Source organism: Pandoraea pulmonicola (assembly GCF_000815105.2).
GTDB classification, from domain to species: domain Bacteria; phylum Pseudomonadota; class Gammaproteobacteria; order Burkholderiales; family Burkholderiaceae; genus Pandoraea; species Pandoraea pulmonicola.
On record NZ_CP010310.2, the window covers coordinates 4,169,823 to 4,190,767 of the forward strand.

The following is a 20,945-nucleotide window of genomic DNA, read 5'->3' on the forward strand; positions in this document are numbered from 1 at the left end:
TTCCCAAAAATTTTTAGAAACTCAACAGCAATATCCCAAACTATAAATATTGATGTACGCAAACAACGTTGACCAATAAACATCGGGAAACGGCCCGCCCTCGTTCTCTCCCTCGCGCGCACCCATAAAAAAACCCGCCGCGCCCTTTCAGGCACGACGGGTTTTCCGTCTGTCTTCGCAGCGGCAGGCTTTACAGCCTCCGGCGATCCCTCACACGTGCGTCCACATCACCCCACCGGCTTGCGCTTCGGCTTGAGGTCCGTGCTGTCGATCTCCTCGAGCACGTCGCGGAACTCGGCGATGTCCTCGAAGCTGCGATACACCGACGCGAACCGGATATACGCGATCTTGTCCAGCCGTTTGAGTTCGCGCATGACCAACTCGCCAATCCGCTGACTCATCACTTCGCGCTCCGCGCCGGCCAGCAGCTTGTATTCGATGCGCGCGATCGCGGCATCCATCGCTTCGGCGCTCACGGGGCGTTTGCGAATCGCCAACTGCATGCTCGCGCGCACCTTCGTGCGGTCGTACTCGGCGCGGCTGCCATCTTTCTTGACGACGGCCGGCATCGCGAGCTCGACGCGCTCGTACGTGGTAAATCGCTTGTCGCACGACGGGCATTTCCGGCGCCGCCGGATGGCAGCGCCGTCTTCCGCTTCACGCGAGTCGATGACCTGCGTGTCGTCGTGCCGGCAGAACGGGCAGCGCATGCGTGTGACGTCCGCCGCTTAGCCGTAGACCGGGAAACGCTTGGTCAGCTCGGCCACCTGGCCACGCACCCTGGCGATCGTCTCGGCGTTCTCCGGGTTGTCCAGCACGTCGGCGATCAGGTTGCCGACCTGCTCGGCTTCCGCTTCCTTGAAGCCGCGCGTGGTCATGGCCGGCGAGCCCAGACGCACACCGCTCGTGACGAACGGCTTTTCCGGATCGTTCGGGATCGCGTTCTTGTTCACCGTGATGTGCGCTTCGCCCAGCGCGGCTTCCGCCGCCTTGCCGGTGATCTTCTTCGCGCGCAGATCGACCAGCATCACGTGCGACTCGGTACGGCCCGACACGATGCGCAGACCGCGCTTGACCAGCGTCTCGGCCAGCACGCGCGCGTTCTTCGCGACCTGTTCCTGATAAGCCTTGAACTCGGGCGTCGCGGCTTCCTTGAACGCCACGGCCTTGCCGGCGATCACGTGCATGAGCGGTCCGCCCTGGATACCCGGGAAGATGGCCGAATTGATCTGCTTCTCGAACTCGGCCTTCATCAGGATCACGCCGCCGCGCGGGCCGCGCAGGCTCTTGTGCGTAGTCGTGGTCACGAAGTCGGCGTGCGGCACCGGGTTCGGATACACGCCAGCGGCGATCAGACCGGCGTAGTGCGCCATGTCGACCATGAAATACGCGCCGACCGACTTGGCGATACGGGCCAGGCGCTCGAAATCGATCTTCAGTGCGAAGGCCGAGGCGCCTGCCACGATCATCTTCGGCTTGTGCTGTTGCGCGAGCTTTTCGGCCGCGTCGTAATCGATGTCCTCGGCTTCGTTCAGACCGTAGCTCACCACGTTGAACCACTTGCCCGACATGTTCACCGGCGAACCGTGCGTGAGGTGACCGCCATGCGCGAGGCTCATGCCCATGATCGTGTCGCCCGGCTTGAGCATGGCGAAATACACGCCCTGGTTCGCCTGCGAGCCGGAATTCGGCTGCACGTTCGCGGCTTCGGCGCCGAACAGGGCCTTCACGCGATCGATGGCCAGTTGCTCGACGACGTCGACATACTCGCAACCACCGTAGTAGCGCTTGCCCGGATAACCTTCCGCATACTTGTTGGTCAACTGCGAGCCCTGCGCTTCCATCACGGCCGGGCTGGTGTAGTTTTCCGAGGCGATCAGTTCGATGTGATCTTCCTGACGCTGGTTTTCCTTCTGAATCGCAGCCCAAACGTCGGGATCGACGGCGGCAACAGTGGATTTCGATTTATCGAACATGGCATTTCCGTTGAATTGAACAGGTTTTCCGGGAGGGGATGGTGCGGCGCGCCTTCCTTTGTGCTTCGGAAGACGATAGACAGGGCAGCACCAACCATCACGGCTGCCCAGGCGAACGGCAAATAAGACCCCGGCGCTTCCCGGTGGGTTGCTCCACCTCGGGCACACAAGGCTGTGCACCCTAATCGCCAGTCACGCGGGGTTTGTGGCGTCGATAGTTTATGCGAGCTTTCGGCCTTAGGCAACCCGGGTCGACGCCCCATCCACGCGCACCACCACCTTGCCGAAGGCCCCGCGCCGCAGGTGCGCCAGCGCCTGCCTAAAGTCAGCGAAGTCGTAGACCGCATCCACCACCGGCGCAATGGCGTGACGCTCGATCATCCCCACCAGCGACTCGAGCCCCGCCCTGTGCCCGACGCCGATCCCCTGGACGTGCGCGCGCTTGAGCAGCACGTCGTAGACGGGCAATTGCAGCAGTTCCCCGCTCAGCATGCCGATGATGGAAACCTTGCCGCCATAGGCGAGCGCGGCCATGGTCTCGCGCATATCGCCGCCCGCGAGCTCCAGCACCTGCTCGACGCCCCGCCCTTCGGTCGCGCGCCGCACGTCTTCGGACCAGCCCTCGCGACGCAGCACCCCATGCGTCACGCCCAACGCTTGCGCCCGCGCAAGCTTCGCCTCGCTGCCGCTCGTGACGATCGCCCGGGCCCCGTGCGCCATCGCCAGTTGGGCGCCGAACAGCGCAACACCGCCGGTGCCGATCGCCAGCACCGTCTCGCCGGCTGCCAGACGGCGACCGTGGCCGAACAGCGCCGACCAGGCGGTAAGACCGGCGCAAGTCAGCGTCGAAGCCGCCACGTCGTCGAGCGTCGCGGGCGCGCGTACCAGCGCGTCCTCGGCGAACACCGCGTACTCGCGCAGCACGCCCGGCAGCGTCCCGCCGAAGATCTGCAGTCCCGCGGGCGCCTGCTCGCCATCGATCCACCGGTCCCAGAACGTATTGATCACCCGCTCGCCCACGCGCACACGGGTGACGCCCTCGCCCACCGTCACCACTTCGCCGGCCATGTCGGAGCCGGGCACATAGGGGAACGCCAACGGCAGGCCCATGCCGGTGTCGATCATCAGCGCGTCGCGGTAGTTGAGCGACACGGCGCCGATTTTCACCAGCACTTCGCCCGGACCGGGCTGCGGAATCGCGACCGTCGCGCGCTCGAGCGCCGCCTCGCCAAGCGTTGCCATCTGCCATTGCTGCATCGTCTTCATTGCCAAGCCTCTGCTCGATGTGTGTTGCCCGGTACGCCGGGTGGACATCTCAAGCTTATTGGAGAATACTTCGCGGCAGTGACGGCAAATTTTCTTCAGTTTGAAGACATATGAGCACCAATGACGCGTACACCCCCGACAGGCTGTCGGGAATTTCCGCCTTCGTGGCGGCCGCCGACGCCGGCAGCTTTGCCAGCGCCGCCGAGCGGCTGCATCTGACGCGCTCCGCCGTCGCCAAACGCGTGAGCCGACTGGAAGCGCGGCTCGGCGTGCGTCTCTTTCACCGCACCACGCGCAGCCAGCACCTCACTGACGAAGGCCAGTCGTTTTACCAGCGCTGCACGAAAGTCCTCGCCGAGCTCTCGGAGGCGGAAGACGAGCTGAGTGCCGGTTCGCAAACCCCGACAGGGAAACTGCGGGTCACGATGCCCGTCCAGATCGGCCGGCAGTGCATTGCACCCGTTCTGCTGGCGCTGGCGAGGGAGCATCCGCAACTACGGCTGGAGATGGCGTTCAGCGACCGCCGAGTCGATCTGATCGAGGAAGGCTACGATCTCGCGATCCGCAGCGGCCGCCTCGACGACACGCCCGGCCTCAAGGCGCGAGCGCTGGGTGAGCAGACGATGGTGCTGTGTGCCGCGCCAGCCTATCTCGCCGAACATGGCACGCCACGGACACCGGCCGATCTCGGCGCTCACGAACGGTTGATGTATGGCCGCAACGGCAATTTCTATGAATGGCCCGCCCTCTCGATTGCGCGGGAAACGAGCCGGCCGCCGCGCTTCATACTCGACGATCTCGTCACGCTCCTCGAGGCCGCGGAGCAGGCGCTCGGCATCGCCTGTCTGCCGCAGTGGGTTGTCGCGCAATCGCTCGACAGCGGACGACTGATCCGGTTGCTCGCGCAGCACTATTCCCCTGCCACGCCCCTACATCTGGTCTGGCCCGACACCCGGCATCCCTCCCCCAAGCTGCGCGCGGCCATCGACGCGCTGATGAGTGCGTCCGGCGCGCTGCTCATGGGGACGCCATCCCGCGCATCCCGCTCATGACGTCTATGGATACTGGCTGGATGCCAGAAACCGCGATTGCTGCGCACCGATCGCCGCCGCCCGCGTCGGATACATGCGCGCCCAGGTCTGCGCCGCGTTCGTGCCACCTAGCAACGCCACGAGACTGTCGCGACGCGCCAGAATGCGATCGATCCGTGCGTGAGGCGCGTCGCCACCCCCATCGCCCCCGAAGCGCTCTGTCAATGCACTGACGACGCTCGCCCAAGGCAGGATATCGGACGTTCCGATTCGTCCTAGCCGGTATGCCATTTCGGCGGCCAGCGCGTACACGCCAACCGGATCCTTGAGGACGTCGGGCATCGCGTTCGTCCAGTCCGCCGCGCGCAGTTCACCGAGCCGCCTTCCCAGCATTGCGGAAGCGCCACTGCGCAGGCAGCGCGGCGCGCCGGCCGGCGTGGCGGCCATGCCCAGGCATCCGGTGAAATCGACCGTCATCGCGTACGGCAGGTCGTTCTTGTCGCGCCAGATGCCGAGATTGCCCATGTCGCCGTCGAAAAGGTCGCGGTTGTCGAGCCACATCGCCGCGAGACGGTGCCGCTCCAACGCACATTGATAGACGTCCGGAAGCGCGCCGTACAGCACGGCCCTGTGCGCGTTGCGCGCCTGCATGGCGGCAGCCCCGGCCTGCGGCCCGACAGCGTCGGCAAGTCGCGCCACCTGCCGCCCCAGCTCACGAGCTTCGGTGCGAGCTTGCCCACATGCGGGACTGGCGCCTCCGGGCACCCCGTCGATCACGCGCCATGCCGCGTCTCCTTCCAGCCAACGGCCCAACGACTCGTAGGCAGGCAGGAACGGTGTCGCCAGATAGAGTCGTTCGGGATCATGAATACCATCGACGGCCAGCGAACACCCTCGCACCAGAATGGCGGTCGGCGTCGCCAGCCCCAACGCGCCGCATAGCCGCGATGCCAGCCATGCCTGCGTAGCGGACGCGGCGCTCGGGTGCGAGCGCACCACATACTGCGCCGGCGGTCCAGCCGATGGCAGCGACAACCGTACGACCGCCACGGGACTCTCTGCCGCTCTCCCATCGTGCACACGTTGCGCGGCGGAAAAGTCATACGGTCCGGCCGGCGGCAGCGGCGCCCCCGTACCATCATGTCCGGTGACCGGGGCGAACACGGGTAACGGCATACGCTCCATCAATGCGTTGACCGAGGCAGCCGAGTACGGCGCCACACGATGGCCATGCCCTCCGGCGCGGCCGGCGGGTAAATCTCCTGGTGGATAAGCGTTGACGTTCATCACGACGCTCCCTGGTCGTATGGCAGGAGGCCTCGCACGTTTCGCGAGCCGGCCGCCCGGGTTGAGATCGGCCGATAGTGCTGCTGTGCCCGACAGCGAGCTTTCGAAAACGAGACAATTTAGGATGATTCCGCCGCACGTGATAGTCTCGGCGCATGTCTTCCATGCCCCGCATCCTCGTCAGCAGTTGTCTCCTCGGTCAGCCCGTCCGCTATGACGGAGGCCACGCGGCCCGCGCGACCGACGCCGCCATTCTCGAACGCTGGCGCTTGGCGAACCTCATCGTCCCGATCTGTCCCGAAGTGGCCGGCGGGCTGCCGACGCCGCGTCCGCCCGCCGAGATTTCCGGCGCGTCGAGCGGCGACGCGGTGTGGCAGTCGCTCGCCCGTGTGATGGATGACACCGGCGCCGACGTAAGCGCCGCGTTCCTCGAAGGCGCCCGGCGCGCACTCGCGTTGGCGCAACGCCACGGCATTCGCATCGCCGTATTGAAGGAAGGCAGTCCGTCGTGCGGCAGCGCGTCGATCTACGACGGCTCGTTCAGCACAAGAAAGATTGCCGGAGAGGGCGTGACGGCCGCCTGGCTGCGGCGTCATGGCATCGAAGTGTTCAGCGAGCACACGCTGGCGCAAGCCGATGCACGGCTGCGCGCCATCGGCGACCCCTCCCGATAGCGCGCAACGCGCTGAAGACCGGCCTCGGCTCCCGCAGTCAGGTCACCAAGGCCGCAGAGGTCAGAGTTCGATCTTCGTCCCGAGGACCGCGAGGAATTGCGAGATCCACGCGGGATGCGCGGGCCATGCCGGCGCGCTCACGAGCTTGCCGTCGGTATGAGCCTCGTCGATGCCGATTTCCATGTATTTCCCGCCCGCCAGGCGCACTTCCGGCGCACATGCCGGATAGGCGGAGCACTCGCGCCCTTCGATGACACCCGCGGCGGCCAACAATTGCGCGCCATGGCAGATCGCCGCGATCGGCTTGTCGTTCTCGGCGAAGTGACGCACGGCGGCGAGCACCTCTTCGTTGAGACGCAGATATTCGGGAGCGCGTCCTCCCGGAATCACGAGCGCGTCGAAATCGGCGGCAGCCAGCCCGTCGAACGTGGCATTGAGCGTGAAGTCATGCCCGCGCTTCTCGCTGTAGGTCTGATCGCCCTCGAAGTCGTGAATGGCCGTGCGCACCTTGTCGCCGGCCTTCTTGCCGGGACAGACGACCTCCACGCGATGCCCGATGGCCGAGAGCGCCTGCACGGGCACCATCAGTTCGTAGTCTTCGACGTAGTCGCCTGCCAGTACCAGAATCCGCTTCTTGCCCATGTGACTCTCCGTTCAGAGAAAAAATGGAAGGAAACCGCCTCTCCATGGTACTCAATTTCGGTGACGTCACCGCGACTGCCCGATCGGGTTGGCCGATGCCGCCCGCGGATCACGCGGATCTCGCTCCGCCCTCCCTTTGGGCGAAACATGAACAAAAAAAACCGCGTGCCGGAGCACGCGGTGTCAAGCCGGCGCAGAACGCCGTCGGTCAATCATGCGCCCACGCGTGCACCGGCATGCGGTACGTCGCGGGAGCGGTGCGGTTCAATACGTTTCGAGATGCAGACGCCCTTCGGTCTTCATCCGTTGCCAGAGCGCGGGCCAATCGAGCCCGGCATCGCCCGCGATGGTTTGCAGCGCCTGCAGCACGCCGTCCTCCATGCCCTTGAGCCCGCAGACGTAGATGTAGGTGTGCTCGTGCCGCAGCAGCGCCGCCACGTCCGCCGCCCGCTCGCGCATCGCGTCCTGCACGTAGCGCTTGGCCTGGCCCGGCGTGCGCGAAAACGCGAGATTCGTGTCGATGAAATCCTTGGGCAGATTGAGCAGCGGGCCGAAGTACGGCAGCTCGCCCTGCGTGCGGGCACCGAAGAACAGCATGAGCTTGCCGGTCGCCCCTTTCAGACGGCGGCGACGGCGATACTCGGTCATCGCGCGCATCGGCGCGGCGCCCGTGCCGGTGCAGATCATCAGCAGATGCGAATCGGCGTGATTGGGCATCAGGAAGGTGCTGCCGAACGGTCCCATCACGTTCACCACGTCGCCCTTCTTCAGGTCGCACAGATAGTTCGAGCACACGCCGCCCACCGCCTGCCCCTGATGGTCGGACGTCACGCGTTTGACGGTCAGCGCCAGATTGTTGTACCCGGGCCGCTCGCCGTCGCGCGGCGACGCAATCGAGTACTGGCGCGCATGATGCGGGCGCCCGTCGGCCGTGGCGCCCGGCGGGATGATGCCGATCGACTGCCCTTCGAGCACCGGGAACGGCTGCTTGCCGAAGTCGAGCACGATGTGATGGATGTCGCTCTCCGTGCTCGCGTCCGTCACGCGGTAATTGCCGACGACGGTCGCCTGCACCGGCGCCTTGTGCGTGTACAGATTGACGTAGGGCTTCGCGGCGGACCACGGCGGCACGACCGAGCCGCGCACCAGATCGGAGCCGCCGATGACCGGCTCCCCGGCGTCCGCGCCAACCGCGCCGACGCCCTCGGCCGACTCGCCGATGACACCCTGCCCGGCGAGCGCACCGTCCTGCACGGGCAGTTCGTCCCAGGTGAGCTGATCGTCGATGGGATAGGCCTCGGCCCGGAGCACGTCGCGCCAGTTGTCGATGGCCCCCGTGGGGCACGGCGAAATGCACGCCATGCACCCGTTGCACGTATCCGCGCGCACGACATAGTTGTTCTCGTCGTGCGTGATCGCGTCGACCGGACACGTCTCTTCGCAGGTATTGCAGCGAATGCAGATCTCCGGATCGATCAGATGCTGCTTCAGGACTTCGGCCGGAACGGGGCCGTTCATGATGCTGTCTCCTTGTGGGGAAGGCGCTCGTCGGCCCTTAGTTGAAACGCACGTACTCGAAATCGATCGGCTGACGGTTGATGCCCAGCGGGGGCGGCGCGATCCAGTTCGCGAACTTGCCCGGCTCGGTCACTCGACCCATGAGCGACGCCACGTACGCGCGATCTTCCGAGGACGGCAGCCATTCGCGCTCGTGCGCGGCCCACTCGGTCTCGCCGACCACGCGGCCGTCCGGCGACACGCGCACGCCGGCGAACGTGCCGATCTGGCGATTGAACGCCTTGTGCGGCACCGTCAGACGGAAGTCGATGCCGGCCTTCTCGAGCACCTTGTTCCAGCGGTTCACGCCGGCGACGGAATCCTTGATGTAGTCGTCGCGCAGCACTTCGTTCATTGCGTTGAGCATCGGCACTTCGCGCTCGACGAGCTTGCCGTTGTCCACGTCGAGCAGGCGGTACATCTGGCCGCCCAGCTGATGGTCGTCGTCGCGCTTGCTCTCCTCGTAGCGCCCCTTCAGGCCCGAGCTGTAGAAGATGGCCGCGTTGGATGACTGGTCCGCGCCGAACAGATCGATCGTCACGGAGTAGTGGAAGTTGATGTAGCGCTGGATGGTCGGCAGATCGATCACGCCGGCGGCGCGCAGCTTCGCGACGTCGTCGGTCTTCAGCTCGTTCATCACCTGCGCCGTGCGGCTGATCACGCGCGAGACGCCCGATTCGCCCACGAACATGTGATGCGCCTCTTCGGTGAGCATGAACTTCGTGGTGCGGGCAAGCGGATCGAAGCCCGACTCGGCCAGCGCGGAGAGCTGGAACTTGCCGTCACGATCGGTGAAGTACGTGAACATGTAGAACGCGAGCCAGTCCGGCGTCTTCTCGTTGAACGCGCCGAGAATGCGGGGATTGTCCTCGTCGCCCGAGCGGCGGCCGAGCAGCGCTTCGGCTTCTTCGCGCCCGTCGCGGCCGAAGTAGCGATGCAGCAGATAGACCATCGCCCACAGGTGACGCCCTTCCTCCACGTTGACCTGGAACAGGTTGCGCAGGTCGTACATCGACGGCGCGGTCAGTCCCAGATGTCGCTGCTGCTCCACCGACGCCGGCTCCGTATCGCCTTGCGTGACGATGATGCGGCGCAGGTTGGCGCGGTGCTCGCCCGGCACTTCCTGCCATGCCGCCTCGCCCTTGTGCTCGCCGAAGTGGATCTTGCGATCGCTCTCGCCCGGCGTGAGGAAGATGCCCCAGCGATAGTCCGGCATCTTCACGTGATCGAAGTGCGCCCAGCCGCTCGGATCGACGCTCACGGCCGTGCGCAGATAGACGTCGAAGCCATGCGAGCCTTCCGGTCCCATGTCGCCCCACCACGACAGGAAGTTGGGTTGCCACTGTTCGAGCGCGCGCTGCAGCGTGCGGTCGTCGGACAGATTGACGTTGTTGGGGATCTTCTCGCTGTAGTTGATCGAAGCCATCGTGGAATCCTCGTGTCTCGTACGTGTTCTGTGGAAACGTTTCGTCTCGTGCGCCCGCCGCGCGGCGACGATCGCCGGCGGCGGTGCGGCCATTCGTCAGTCCGTCAGACGCGGTTCAGGTCGAACTGCGCCTTGTTGCCCTTGCCGTAGACCTTCAGCGCGCCCTTCTCGCCCACGGCGTTCGGACGGATGAAGATCCAGTTCTGCCATGCCGACAGACGGCCGAAGATGCGCGTATTCATCGTCTCGCGGCCGTTGAAGCGCAGGTTCGCTTCCATGCCGGTGAGCGCGTCGGGCGACATGGCCGCACGCTCTTCGATGGCGATACGAATTTCGTCTGGCCAGTCGAGATCGTCGACGGCGGCGGTGACGAGCCCGAGCCGTTCCGCTTCGTCCGGACGCACGGGGCGGCCGAGGGTGGCGCGCACGGCCTCGATTTCCTGCTCGTCTTCATAGAAGCGGCGGGCCAGACGCGACTGGTCGGTGACCATCGGCAACAGGCCGAAGTTGACTTCGGTGAGCGTGATCGCCGGTTCGTCCTCTTCGCTCGCCGGCAGCGCGGCCATGTACGTCCGATCGGCGGCGAAGGCAAACTCGGCAAGCGTGCCGGCGAAGCACGAATCCGGCTCGATCAGCGCGAACAGCGAACGCGAAGACACGTCGATGCGGGCGAACGTGCGGCGCAGCATGCCGATCGTCTCGCGAACGAACCAGTGATCCCGGTGGGCGAGCAGCGAAGCGTCGGCGGCGAGCACGTGCTGCGCTTCGCCTTCGGTACGCAGCAACCACGTGCCGATGTCGAGTTCGTTGGTGCGCAGATTCAGGATGGCGTCGTCGAGTTCGCGCGCCATCTTCAACGGCCACCAGTTCACACCGGCGGCTTCGATGCCCGCGATGTCGGCGGGTGGCGCCGACTTCGGCGCCTTTACGGTGAGGCTCGCCGTGCGATTGGCGCGGTCGATCTCCACGTCGACGAATTCGTAGCGGATCGCATCCGGCGCGTCGGTGCGCTCGATGCGCGTGAGCGTCACGCCCTTGCCGCCCGGCCGGTCGCTGCCCTGCGCCAGTTCCAGCGCACGGGCCGAGACCGTTTGCGCGAACTGAGCGGGCTTGACCACCTCGTCGACCAGACGCCATTGCTTGGCGCGCTCGCCGCGAATGCCCTCGACGATGGTGCAGAAGATGTCGGCGCGGTCGTTGCGCACACGGCGCTTGTCGGTCAGACGCGTGAGCCCGCCCGTTCCCGGCAGCACACCGAGCAGCGGCACTTCCGGCAGCGCCACCGACGACGACCGGTCGTCGACCAGATAGATCTCGTCGCACGCCAGCGCCAGCTCGTAGCCCCCGCCCGCGCACGCGCCGTTCACGGCGGCGAGGAACTTCAGGCCGGAATGGCGGCTGGAATCTTCGAGACCGTTACGCGTCTCGTTCGTGAATTTGCAGAAATTGACTTTCCAGGCATGCGAGGACAGGCCCAGCATGAAGATGTTCGCACCCGAGCAGAACACGCGCTCCTTGGCGCTCGTGACCACCACCGTCTTGACTTCCGGATGCTCGAAGCGGATGCGCTGAATGGCATCGTGCAATTCGATGTCCACGCCCAGATCGTACGAGTTGAGCTTGAGCTTGTAGCCCTCGCGAATGCCGCCGTCTTCCGCGATATCGATGGCGAGCGTGGCTACCGGCCCTTCGAAGCTCAGCTTCCAGTGCTTGTACTGCGTGGGGTCCGTACGGTAGTCGACGTGGGGTTTGCCGAACATGATTGCCTCCAACACGAATAATGATCTTGTTGAATTGCAATATAGTGCAGCACAAATCCATCGTCAATCGATTTCAAGAATAAAAATGAATTATTTTGCAGATATCGTATTTCAGTCCGACGACAATTGCACGGCCAGGCGACCGCGCAACTGCAGGTAGGCGTCCGCCAGCGCCCGTCCGCCGGTGTCGAAGCTCATGTCGGCCTTGGCGTAGAAGTCCTGCCGGCCGGCCAGAATACGCTTGAGGTCGTCCATCGCTTCCGCGTTGCCCGACATCGGACGCAAGTCGCCCTGCGCGATCACACGCTTCATGTGTTCTTCCGGCGACGCCTGCAACCAGACCGTGTAGCAATGGGTGAGCAGAAAATTGAACGTGGCGGCGTCGCTCACGATGCCGCCGGGCGAGGCGATCACGGCGCGCGGATGCTCGGCGACTACGGCCTCCAGCGCCCGCAGCTCGTAGCGGCGGTACGCCGTCGCGCCGTAGAGCGAATAGATCTCGGACGGCGGGCAGCCCGCCAGTTGTTCGATCACGCGGTTGAGCTCGACGAACGGCACATGCATGTCGTCGGCGAGCATGCGTCCCAGCGTCGACTTGCCCGCGCCGCGCAGGCCGATAAGCGCGATGCGCCCGCGACGATCGGGATCGCGCTCGCTGCCCGCGAAGAGTTCGCTCAACGCCTGACGCGCCCGCGTCAGCGCCTCGCCATCCCGCCCGTGCAGGATCTCGCGAATGAGCAGCCACTCGGCGGAGGACGTCGTCTCGTCACCCACGATTTCCGCCAACGTGCAATTTAGTGCCTGCGCGAGCTGGCGCAGGAACAGCACGGACGCGTTGCCGACGCCGGACTCCAGGTTGGCCACATGGCGCTCGGAGACACCGGCATCGAGCGCCAGCGCCTTGCGCGTCAAGCCGCGACGCGCGCGCAGCGTGCGCACGCGCTCCCCCAGCGCGACCAGAAACGGATCCTTGTCCCCGGCACCGCGCGCCGTCGGCACCCCATCGGCTTGCGCACTCTTATTCATCAGATGAGATCCTCGAAGCAGGTAACATGTAATATATTGCTTGACAGCCAAATTTGCATGCTCTAATTTTCACCATGCGTCGGTAAAAAAGCAAACACGGTCCGGAAGACTCCGCGCACCGTTATTGATCGACGTCATACCAACCGACAAGTGCGCGGACCGCGACGCCCCCATGGCCGCAGGCGAGGCAAGCGACCCGGCCTGCCCGGCGAGTGCCGGCAATGCGCCGCCGAGGTACGGACTGCGACATCCCCAGGAGACACCAATGGATGTGCCCCAATTTCAGGCGCTGATTGCCGGCCTTACCCGGCAACTCGACGGCCGCGCGCTCGACGCGGATCTCGCCGACTGGCTCAACGCGCATCACGGCGCCGGTTCAAACACGTTCGAAACGCTCGCGGCCGCATGCCGCACCGGTGTGGCCGAGGGCTGGCTGTGCAACCGGGAAGGCGGCGGCATTCGCTATGGCCGTGTGATCAAGCCTACCCCGGAGACACATGGTTTTTCCGTCGACGTGGTCGACATGGCCGATCTGGCCGGGCCACATCACGTGCACCCCAATGGCGAGATCGATCTGATCATGCCGCTCACGCCGGGTGCGACGTTCGACGGCCATCCAGCGGGCTGGTGCGTGTACGGCCCCGGGTCGGCGCATCGACCGACCGTCGCGAGCGGGCGGGCCCTCGTGCTCTATCTGCTGCCCGCGGGGGCCATCGAATTCACGCGCGGCGCATAAGCATCGCGCGCACGCCCCTTTGCCCTGTTCTTCTATCGATTCCTGGCCATGAGTACCCCTGCCCTGCTGGAAAACTACGTCGCCGGCCAATGGGTGGCCGGCAACGGCGAGCGCACCGCGCTCACGGATCCCGTCACCGGCGACACGCTGGCTTACGTATCGAGCGCTGGCCTCGACCTCGATGCGGCCTTCGCATTCGCCCGCGATCGTGCCGGTCCTGCGCTGCGCGCCCTGACATACGGCGAGCGCGCCCAGCGGCTCGCGCAGATCGTCACCACGCTGCAAGCGAATCGCGACGACTACTACGCCATCGCCACCGCGAACTCGGGTACGGTGGCGACCGACTCCGCCGTCGACATCGACGGCGCGATCTACACACTGTCGACCTATGCCAGGCTCGGCGCCGCACTGGGCGACGCGCACACGCTGCTCGACGGCGCAGCGGTACCGCTGGCCAAGGACGGCTCGTTCGCCGTGCGCCACGTCTTTCGTCCGACGCCGGGCGTGGCCCTCTTCATCAACGCGTTCAACTTCCCTGCCTGGGGCTTGTGGGAAAAGGCCGCGGGCGCGCTGCTCGCAGGCGTGCCCGTCATCGTGAAACCGGCGACATCGACCGCATGGCTCACGCAGCGCATGGTGGCCGACGTCGTCGCCGCCGGCTTGCTGCCGCCCGGCAGCCTGTCGGTGATCTGCGGCAGCGCCGCCGGTCTGCTCGACCGGATCGGGTCGTTCGACGTGGTCTCGTTTACCGGCTCGGCCGACACCGCCGCCACGCTGCGCGCGCATCCGGCCTTCACCGGGCGCTCGGCGCGCCTCAACGTCGAGGCCGATAGTCTGAACAGCGCCATCCTGCTGCCGGACGCCGCGCCGGGCACCGCGGCGTTCGATCAATTCGTACGCGAAGTGGCACGCGAGATGACCGTCAAATCCGGCCAGAAGTGCACGGCCATCCGTCGCGTACTGGTGAGCGCCGAACACTTCGACGCGGTTGCCGACGCCATCGCCGAGCGCCTCGCGAAGACGGTCGTCGGCAACCCGCGCAACGACACCGTGAAGATGGGGGCGCTCGTGAGCGTCGCGCAAAAGCGCGCGGTGCTCGAAGGCATTGCGCATCTGCAGACGGAAGCCGAAACGCTTTACGACGGCAATCGCGATGCCACCTTTGTCGACGCCGGCTCGGACAGCGCCTGCGTGGCCCCCGTGTTGCTCGGCCTGCGCGACGGCGCGGCCGGTCGGCGTGTGCACGACACCGAAGTCTTCGGACCGGTCGCCACGCTCATCGGCTATCGCGACGTCGACGAAGCCGTCGCCCTCGCGCGGCGTGGACAGGGCTCGCTCGTCGTCTCGCTGTTCGGCAACGACGCGCTCGCCATGCGCGCGCCCGCCCTGGCGCTGGCCGATGCCCATGGCCGCGTGCACGCCGTCGATCCTTCCGTGGCAAAAACGCAGACCGGGCACGGCAACGTCATGCCGCAGTCGCTGCACGGCGGCCCGGGCCGCGCGGGCGGCGGCGAGGAACTGGGTGGACTGCGCGCCTTGCGCTTCTATCACGTGCGCTCGGCCATCCAGGGCCCGGCCGCGCTGGTCGAGGCGCTGACGCAGGACGCCGTCGCACTTCCCGGCTGAACGATGTGAATGATGCTCGACGGCATCGCCTTGCTATCCGAAGCGATGCCGCGTTGAACCGTATTACGCCAGCAGTAGCCGCAAGCCGTCGCAGTCAAGGTGATACCAGAGGTGCCGTCAGAGCGCCCGACAAGTCATAAGGAACCAATGCCGCACGCGCGCCGGGCATGAAGGCGCAGCGCGCCGTGTGGTGATCCATCGGAGACAACATGGAAGCCGTACTGACCCCACCGCCGGCGAACTTCAACTTCGCCGCGCATCTGGAGGCGCTCAATCGCGGGCGCGCTGCCAAGACTGCCTATATCGACGACACGCGTACGCTCACCTACGGCGAGCTGGCCGAGCGCAGCCGACGCTTCGCGGCCGGCCTCTCGCGGGCGGGCATTCGCCGCGAAGAGCGCATCCTGCTGATCATGCTCGACACCATCGACCTGCCGGTGGCGTTTCTCGGCGCGCTGTACGCCGGCGTCGTGCCGGTGGTCGTCAACACGCTGCTCACCGCCGACGACTACGCGTACATGATCGAGCACAGCAACGCGCAACTCGTCATCGCCTCCGGCGCGCTCATGCCGACCGTGCAGGCCGCCCTCGACAAGATCGAGAAGGACGGCAAGGCCGGTTCGCCGCCGTGCGTGGTCTCGCAGCCGATTACCGCCAAAACCGCCGCCAAGACGGACGCCGCGGCCGTGCTGCCGACATTCGAGGCCCTGGTCGACGGTCCGCCGAGTGCGCTGCCAGTCGACACGTCGGCCGACGACATCGCGTTCTGGCTGTACTCGTCGGGCTCCACGGGCAAGCCCAAGGGCACCGTGCACACCCATGCCAATCTCTACTGGACGGCCGAGACCTACGCGCGTCATGTGCTGGGCATCCGCGAAGACGACATCGCGTTTTCCGCTGCGAAGCTGTTCTTCGCCTACGGACTCGGCAACGGCCTCACGTTCCCGCTGTCCGTGGGCGCGACGGTCGTGCTGATGGCCGAGCGGCCGACAGCGGAAGCCGTTGCCAGACGCCTGCGTCAGCATCGGCCCACCCTCTTCTACGGCGTGCCCACGCTGTACGCCACGCTGCTCGCTTCGCCGCATCTGCCCGCGCGCGAGGACGTGTCGCTGCGCCTGTGCACGTCGGCCGGCGAAGCGTTGCCGCGCGAAATCGGCGAGCGCTTCACGGCCCACTTCGGCGCGGAAATTCTCGACGGCATCGGCTCGACCGAAATGCTGCACATCTTCCTGTCGAACCGCGCGGGCCGGGTGGCCTACGGCACCACGGGCGAACCGGTGCCGGGCTATGCCGTCGAGTTGCGCGACGAGAATGGCAGCCCGGTGCCGGACGGAGAAATCGGCGACCTGTACATCAAGGGGCCGAGCGCGGCGCTCATGTACTGGTGCAACCGCGAGAAGTCGCGCGCCACCTTCCTCGGCGACTGGCTCAAGAGCGGCGACAAGTACCAGCGTCTGCCCAATGGGTATTACGTCTACGCGGGGCGCAGTGACGATATGCTCAAGGTCAGCGGCCAATACGTCTCGCCCATCGAAGTCGAAATGGTGCTGATGCAGCACGACGCGGTGCTCGAGGCGGGCGTCGTGGGACGCGACGACAACGGGCTGACGAAGACGCAGGCGTTCGTCGTGCTCAAGCCGGGCTTGCCGGGCGTCATGGCGACCGAAGCGATGGCCACCGAACTGAAGGCCTTCGTCAAGGCACGCCTCGCGCCGCACAAATACCCTCGTGAGCTGGTGTTCGTCGACGATCTGCCCAAGACGGCCACCGGCAAGGTGCAGCGCTTCAAGCTGCGCGAGTTGCTATAGGAGACGAAGAGACAATGTCGGACGTTCAGTTCGCCCGCATCGAGACGGCCTCGCACGGTGCGCTCTCGCTGGAGTATCGGTGGATCCATCGCGAGCGCACCGATGCGCCGCTGCTGGTCTTCCTGCATGAAGGGCTCGGCTCGGTCGCGATGTGGAAGAACTGGCCGCAGCAGTTGTGCGATGCGGGCGGCTATCGCGGCCTCGTGTTCTCGCGCAACGGCTACGGCCGCTCCACGCCGCGCCCGCACGACGAAAAATGGCCGGTCGACTTCATGCACCGTCAGGCGCGCGAAGTCCTGCCCGCATTTCTCGACGCCGTGGGCGTCGGCCCCGATCAGGCCTCGCGCGTCTGGCTCGTGGGCCACAGCGACGGCGGCTCGATCGCGCTGCTGTTCTCGGCGGCCTTCCCCGAGCGCCTCGCCGGCGCGGTGGTGATGGCCCCGCATCTCTTCGTCGAAGACCTGTCGATCGAGAGCATCGCGAAAACGAAGACGGTCTACGAGAGCACCGACCTGCGAGCGAAGCTGGCCCGCTATCACGACGACGTCGATTCGGCGTTCTGGGGCTGGAACGATATCTGGCTGAACCCGGCATTCCGCGCATGGAATCTCGTGGGCGCGGTGGCCAGCATCTCGAAGCCGCTGCTCGCCATTCAGGGCGAAGACGACGAATACGGCACCATGGCGCAGATGGACAGCATCGCCACGCATGTGCCGCATGCGAAGGTGGTGAAACTGCCCGCGTGCGGACACTCGCCGCATCGCGACGCGCCGCAGCCGCTGGGCGAGGCCATCGTCGCGTTCATCGACCGGCACCACGGCGCCGGCGACGGTCGCGGCCCCACCGATGCGGAGGATCGCGCGGTGGCATAGACCGCCTCGGCCACATCGGCCACGACGCGCGAAAGTCGCGAATGGAAAGCGAACCGCAAACGACACGGGCGCCTCTCAGGGCGCCCGTTTTGCATAGGAGGCTCGCTCGCGTCAGATCACACGTACGCCGGGTTGGCCCGGACGCATGGCGCCGACGATGCCGGCTTCGTCGAAGCCATCGGCGCGGAATACGGCCAGCACGTCGTCGACGGCGCCCGGTGCGCACGACACGAGCAGGCCGCCGGCGGTCTGCGGATCGCACAGCAGGTCGCGATCGCGCTCGGTGATGCGCTCGCCGAGTTCGACCGACGCGCCATACGATGCCCAGTTGCGCCCCGACGCCCCCGTCACGCACCCCTTGTCCGCCAGCTCGCGCACGCCGTCGAAAAGCGGCACGTCCGACATGCGCAGATACGCGGCGAGATTCGCCCCGCGGCACATCTCCAGCGTGTGGCCGAGCAGGCCGAAGCCGGTCACGTCGGTAAGCGCGTGCACGCCCGGCAGGGCGGCGAGCGCGGAACCGACGCGGTTCAGGCGCGTGGTGGCGTCGATCATGCGGCGATAGCCCGCTTCATCGAGCTGATTCTTCTTGAGCGCGGCGGACATCACGCCCACACCGAGCGGCTTGCCGAGCACGAGCACGTCGCCGGCCTGGGCGTCCGCGTTGCGCTTGAGTCGCTTCGGATGCACCACGCCAAGCGCGGCCAGGCCGTAGATCGGCTCGACCGAGTCGATGCTGTGGCCGCCCGCGATCGGAATGCCGGCTTCGGCGCAGATCGACTCGCCGCCGCGCAGGATCTCGCGAATCGTCTCGCGCGGCAGCACGTTGATCGGCATGCCGACGATGGCGAGCGCGAAGATCGGCTTGCCGCCCATGGCATAGATGTCGGAGAGCGCGTTGGTCGCGGCGATGCGGCCGAAGTCGAACGGATCGTCGACGATCGGCATGAAGAAGTCCGTCGTGGCGATGATCGCCTGCTCGTCGTTGAGCTGGTAGACCGCCGCATCGTCCGACGTTTCGGTGCCGACGAGCAGCGCGGCGGGTGCGGGCAGCGGCGCTTCGGTGCGCGCGAGCAGTTCCGAGAGCACGGCCGGCGCGATCTTGCAGCCGCAGCCGCCGCCGTGCGAAAGCGAAGTCAGACGCGGTGCCGCCACTGGGGCGCCCGCTGGAGTTGCATCGATTGCGGTCATGGTCGTTGGAGTTCGTTAGGAAGCGCCGCGCGTGCGCTTTCCGGAATGACGACAGTTTGCCAAAAGTCGACGTATTATGATGCAGCTTTGGCGTTCCGACCCGTACCTGTCCGTTTCGACGTGTCCCGAAAGGGTCCCGATCCGACGGCCGGCCTCGTCAATGCTACCGCTTCACATCGTCCCTGCATGGGACACCCGAGCACCGTACCCTAACCACCGTGCGCCGTGAGCGCTGACGCCCAAGGGGACTTCACCATGCAACGCCGCCGTTTTCTCTCGCTGGGCGCCTGCGCCCTTCCCGCTTCTCTCCTGTCCACCTCGCTCGTCACCCGCGGCGCGCAGGCGGCCTCGTCGCACGCGGCTACACCGAGCGCCGCCGACGGCTGGCGCACGTTCGAGCTGACCACGGAGGTCGACCTGCCTGCGACGAACGGCGCCGCCAACGTCTGGCTGCCGGTCGTGTCCACGCCGTCCGCCACCTACCAGCAGGCGCTCGGCACACGCTGGGAAGCGCCGGGAGCGCAGGCGGAATTGCGCACCGTGCGGGCGGCGTCCGGGATAGCAGTGCCGATGCTCGCCGTGGCATGGCCCGAGGGCAGCGATCCGTCGGCACGCCGCGTGACGCTGGTGAATACCGTCGCCACCCGCGACCGCCGGGTCGATCTGTCGCAGCCGCCGTCGGCCGGCGCGCCGCGTGAGTCGGCGCAGGTGCTGCGCCGCTATCTCCAGCCGACCGAACTGCAGCCGACGGACGGCATTGTGCGCGAGACGGCCGAGAAGATCACGCGCGGCCAGCAAGGCGATGTCGAGAAGGCCCGCGCCATTTATCAGTGGATCGTGGAGAACTGCCGACGCGAGGGAACCGTGCGCGGTTGCGGCACCGGCGACGTGCGCTACATGCTCACCAGCGGCAATCTGGCCGGCAAGTGCGCGGACATCAATGCGCTCTTCACCGCACTCGCCCGCTCGGTCGGCATTCCGGCGCGCGACGCGTACGGCGTGCGCGTGGCGACGTCGCGTCATGGCTTCAACAGTCTGGGCAAGGCGGGCGACGTCACCAGAGCGCAGCACTGCCGCGCCGAGTTCTATGCCGCCGGTTACGGCTGGGTCCCCGTCGATCCGGCCGACGTGCGCAAGGTCGTGCTCGAAGAGGTGTCGGGCGGCCTGCCGCTCGACGATCTCAAGGTGCGTGCGGCACGCGCGATGCTGTTCGGTCAGTGGGAAATGAACTGGGTGGCGTTCAATCACGGCGCGGACATCGTGTTGCCGGGTGCGCAGACGGCGAGCGACGGCACGGTGCCGTTCCTCATGTATCCGAATGGCGAAGTGGCGCGCGCCCGGCTCGACAGCCTCGATCCGGACACGTTCCGCTATCGCATGAACGCACGCGAGCTCACCGCCTGAGCGGTGAACCGGATCGGACCACAAAGGGGCGCGCCACCATGCGACGTCGTCATTTTCTTCATACCCTCGGCGCCGTGGGGGCCGCGGGTGTGTTCGGGAACGTCGGCGCGCGAGCTTGGGCCGCCGAGCCGGGCAAGGCCGCCAACGAGGTCGACGACAGCGCGCTGGCCGGCACGTCCGGCGGCACGCTCTCGGCATGGCGCGGAGAGACGCCGGCCTTCACGCTCGAAGAGCTCGACGGCAAGGCGCACGCGCTGTCCGGGTGGCGCGGCAGCGTCGTCATCCTGAACTTCTGGGCGACGTGGTGCGGACCTTGCCGCGAAGAGATTCCGGCGATGGGACAGGTCGCGCGCCAATACCGCGGTCGCGGTCTTGCGCTCGTGGCGGTGAACTACAAGGAGCCGCCCGCGACCGTCGCGCCGTTCATCGCCCGTCTGCCCATCGACGGCACCGTGCTGCTCGATCGCGACGGCGCCGTCTACAAGCGTTTCGGTTCGCTGGGGTTGCCCGCGACGTATCTCATCGATCGCGACGGGAACGCGCGCTTCTGGCGCATGGGCGAACTCGAGTGGAGCGACGTGGGTCTGCATGGACACATCGAGGCGCTGCTCGGGAAGAAAGGCGGTACCGTGGCGTGAGGCACCGCATGGCCGCAGCGACGTC

General features: G+C 66.4%; 18 protein-coding genes and 1 riboswitch. Of the genes, 8 read left to right on the forward strand and 10 right to left on the reverse strand.

Annotation, left to right across the window (positions count from 1 at the left end; translation table 11 throughout):
- Window positions 1-227 precede the first annotated feature (227 nt).
- The 3 genes from nrdR to RO07_RS17715 all read right to left on the reverse strand — a co-directional run bounded on the left by nrdR (window position 228) and on the right by RO07_RS17715 (window position 3,242).
- Window positions 228-710 (reverse strand): transcriptional regulator NrdR, encoded by a 483-nt coding sequence (gene nrdR / locus RO07_RS17705; protein ID WP_039404492.1) that lies wholly within the window; start codon window positions 708-710, stop codon window positions 228-230.
- A gap of 18 nt (window positions 711-728) precedes the next feature.
- Window positions 729-1,976, reverse strand: a complete 1,248-nt coding sequence (gene glyA / locus RO07_RS17710; RefSeq protein ID WP_039404495.1) for a serine hydroxymethyltransferase — start codon at window positions 1,974-1,976, stop codon at window positions 729-731.
- A 98-nt stretch (window positions 1,977-2,074) separates the two neighbouring features.
- Window positions 2,075-2,182, reverse strand: a riboswitch (ZMP/ZTP riboswitch).
- Between the two features lie 31 nt (window positions 2,183-2,213).
- The gene (locus RO07_RS17715) at window positions 2,214-3,242 is read right to left on the reverse strand and encodes a zinc-dependent alcohol dehydrogenase family protein (protein WP_039404498.1); all 1,029 of its coding nucleotides are present in this window, start codon (window positions 3,240-3,242) and stop codon (window positions 2,214-2,216) included.
- Between the two features lie 110 nt (window positions 3,243-3,352).
- On the opposite strand from RO07_RS17715, the gene RO07_RS17720 reads away from it, so the two are divergent.
- The gene (locus tag RO07_RS17720) at window positions 3,353-4,294 is read left to right on the forward strand and encodes a LysR family transcriptional regulator (RefSeq protein WP_039404501.1); all 942 of its coding nucleotides are present in this window, start codon (window positions 3,353-3,355) and stop codon (window positions 4,292-4,294) included.
- A 3-nt stretch (window positions 4,295-4,297) separates the two neighbouring features.
- Here RO07_RS17720 and RO07_RS17725 read toward each other — a convergent pair whose 3' ends face one another.
- Window positions 4,298-5,560: a hypothetical protein gene (locus tag RO07_RS17725; RefSeq protein ID WP_147284621.1), complete on the reverse strand. Its 1,263-nt coding sequence runs from the start codon at window positions 5,558-5,560 to the stop codon at window positions 4,298-4,300.
- 164 nt (window positions 5,561-5,724) lie between these two features.
- On the opposite strand from RO07_RS17725, the gene RO07_RS17730 reads away from it, so the two are divergent.
- Window positions 5,725-6,234, forward strand: a complete 510-nt coding sequence (locus RO07_RS17730) for a 2-thiouracil desulfurase family protein (RefSeq protein WP_039404508.1) — start codon at window positions 5,725-5,727, stop codon at window positions 6,232-6,234.
- 60 nt (window positions 6,235-6,294) lie between these two features.
- Here the strand turns inward: RO07_RS17730 and RO07_RS17735 are convergent, their stop codons facing one another.
- From RO07_RS17735 to RO07_RS17755, 5 genes are all read right to left on the reverse strand, one after another.
- Window positions 6,295-6,876: a DJ-1/PfpI family protein gene (locus RO07_RS17735; protein ID WP_039404511.1), complete on the reverse strand. Its 582-nt coding sequence runs from the start codon at window positions 6,874-6,876 to the stop codon at window positions 6,295-6,297.
- Between the two features lie 264 nt (window positions 6,877-7,140).
- Window positions 7,141-8,394, reverse strand: coding sequence for a benzoyl-CoA 2,3-epoxidase subunit BoxA (boxA, locus tag RO07_RS17740; RefSeq protein WP_039404513.1), 1,254 nt, complete (start codon window positions 8,392-8,394; stop codon window positions 7,141-7,143).
- Window positions 8,395-8,431: 37 nt separating this feature from the next.
- Window positions 8,432-9,859 (reverse strand): benzoyl-CoA 2,3-epoxidase subunit BoxB, encoded by a 1,428-nt coding sequence (gene boxB / locus RO07_RS17745; protein ID WP_039404515.1) that lies wholly within the window; start codon window positions 9,857-9,859, stop codon window positions 8,432-8,434.
- 104 nt (window positions 9,860-9,963) lie between these two features.
- Window positions 9,964-11,619 carry a 2,3-epoxybenzoyl-CoA dihydrolase gene (gene boxC, locus RO07_RS17750; RefSeq protein ID WP_039404518.1) on the reverse strand — a complete coding sequence of 552 codons (1,656 nt, stop codon included), beginning with the start codon at window positions 11,617-11,619 and terminating at the stop codon, window positions 9,964-9,966.
- A 111-nt stretch (window positions 11,620-11,730) separates the two neighbouring features.
- Window positions 11,731-12,645: a helix-turn-helix transcriptional regulator gene (locus RO07_RS17755; RefSeq protein ID WP_052266689.1), complete on the reverse strand. Its 915-nt coding sequence runs from the start codon at window positions 12,643-12,645 to the stop codon at window positions 11,731-11,733.
- Between the two features lie 265 nt (window positions 12,646-12,910).
- Between RO07_RS17755 and RO07_RS17760 the strand changes: the two genes are divergently transcribed.
- The 4 genes from RO07_RS17760 to RO07_RS17775 all read left to right on the forward strand — a co-directional run bounded on the left by RO07_RS17760 (window position 12,911) and on the right by RO07_RS17775 (window position 17,687).
- The gene (locus RO07_RS17760; protein WP_039404521.1) at window positions 12,911-13,381 is read left to right on the forward strand and encodes a DUF4863 family protein; all 471 of its coding nucleotides are present in this window, start codon (window positions 12,911-12,913) and stop codon (window positions 13,379-13,381) included.
- A 48-nt stretch (window positions 13,382-13,429) separates the two neighbouring features.
- On the forward strand, window positions 13,430-15,007 hold the full coding sequence (locus RO07_RS17765; RefSeq protein WP_039404524.1) for a 3,4-dehydroadipyl-CoA semialdehyde dehydrogenase: 1,578 nt from the start codon (window positions 13,430-13,432) through the stop codon (window positions 15,005-15,007).
- Between the two features lie 209 nt (window positions 15,008-15,216).
- Window positions 15,217-16,815 (forward strand): benzoate-CoA ligase family protein, encoded by a 1,599-nt coding sequence (locus RO07_RS17770; RefSeq protein WP_039404526.1) that lies wholly within the window; start codon window positions 15,217-15,219, stop codon window positions 16,813-16,815.
- A gap of 14 nt (window positions 16,816-16,829) precedes the next feature.
- On the forward strand, window positions 16,830-17,687 hold the full coding sequence (locus tag RO07_RS17775; protein WP_052266690.1) for an alpha/beta fold hydrolase: 858 nt from the start codon (window positions 16,830-16,832) through the stop codon (window positions 17,685-17,687).
- 111 nt (window positions 17,688-17,798) lie between these two features.
- Here RO07_RS17775 and selD read toward each other — a convergent pair whose 3' ends face one another.
- Window positions 17,799-18,878, reverse strand: a complete 1,080-nt coding sequence (gene selD / locus RO07_RS17780) for a selenide, water dikinase SelD (RefSeq protein ID WP_052266691.1) — start codon at window positions 18,876-18,878, stop codon at window positions 17,799-17,801.
- 255 nt (window positions 18,879-19,133) lie between these two features.
- Between selD and RO07_RS17785 the strand changes: the two genes are divergently transcribed.
- Together RO07_RS17785 and RO07_RS17790 are read left to right on the forward strand one after the other, a co-directional pair.
- Entirely contained in the window at window positions 19,134-20,282 is a 1,149-nt protein-coding gene (locus tag RO07_RS17785; RefSeq protein ID WP_039404530.1) for a transglutaminase-like domain-containing protein, read from the forward strand.
- Window positions 20,283-20,320: 38 nt separating this feature from the next.
- The gene (locus tag RO07_RS17790; protein ID WP_052266692.1) at window positions 20,321-20,920 is read left to right on the forward strand and encodes a TlpA family protein disulfide reductase; all 600 of its coding nucleotides are present in this window, start codon (window positions 20,321-20,323) and stop codon (window positions 20,918-20,920) included.
- Window positions 20,921-20,945 lie beyond the last annotated feature (25 nt).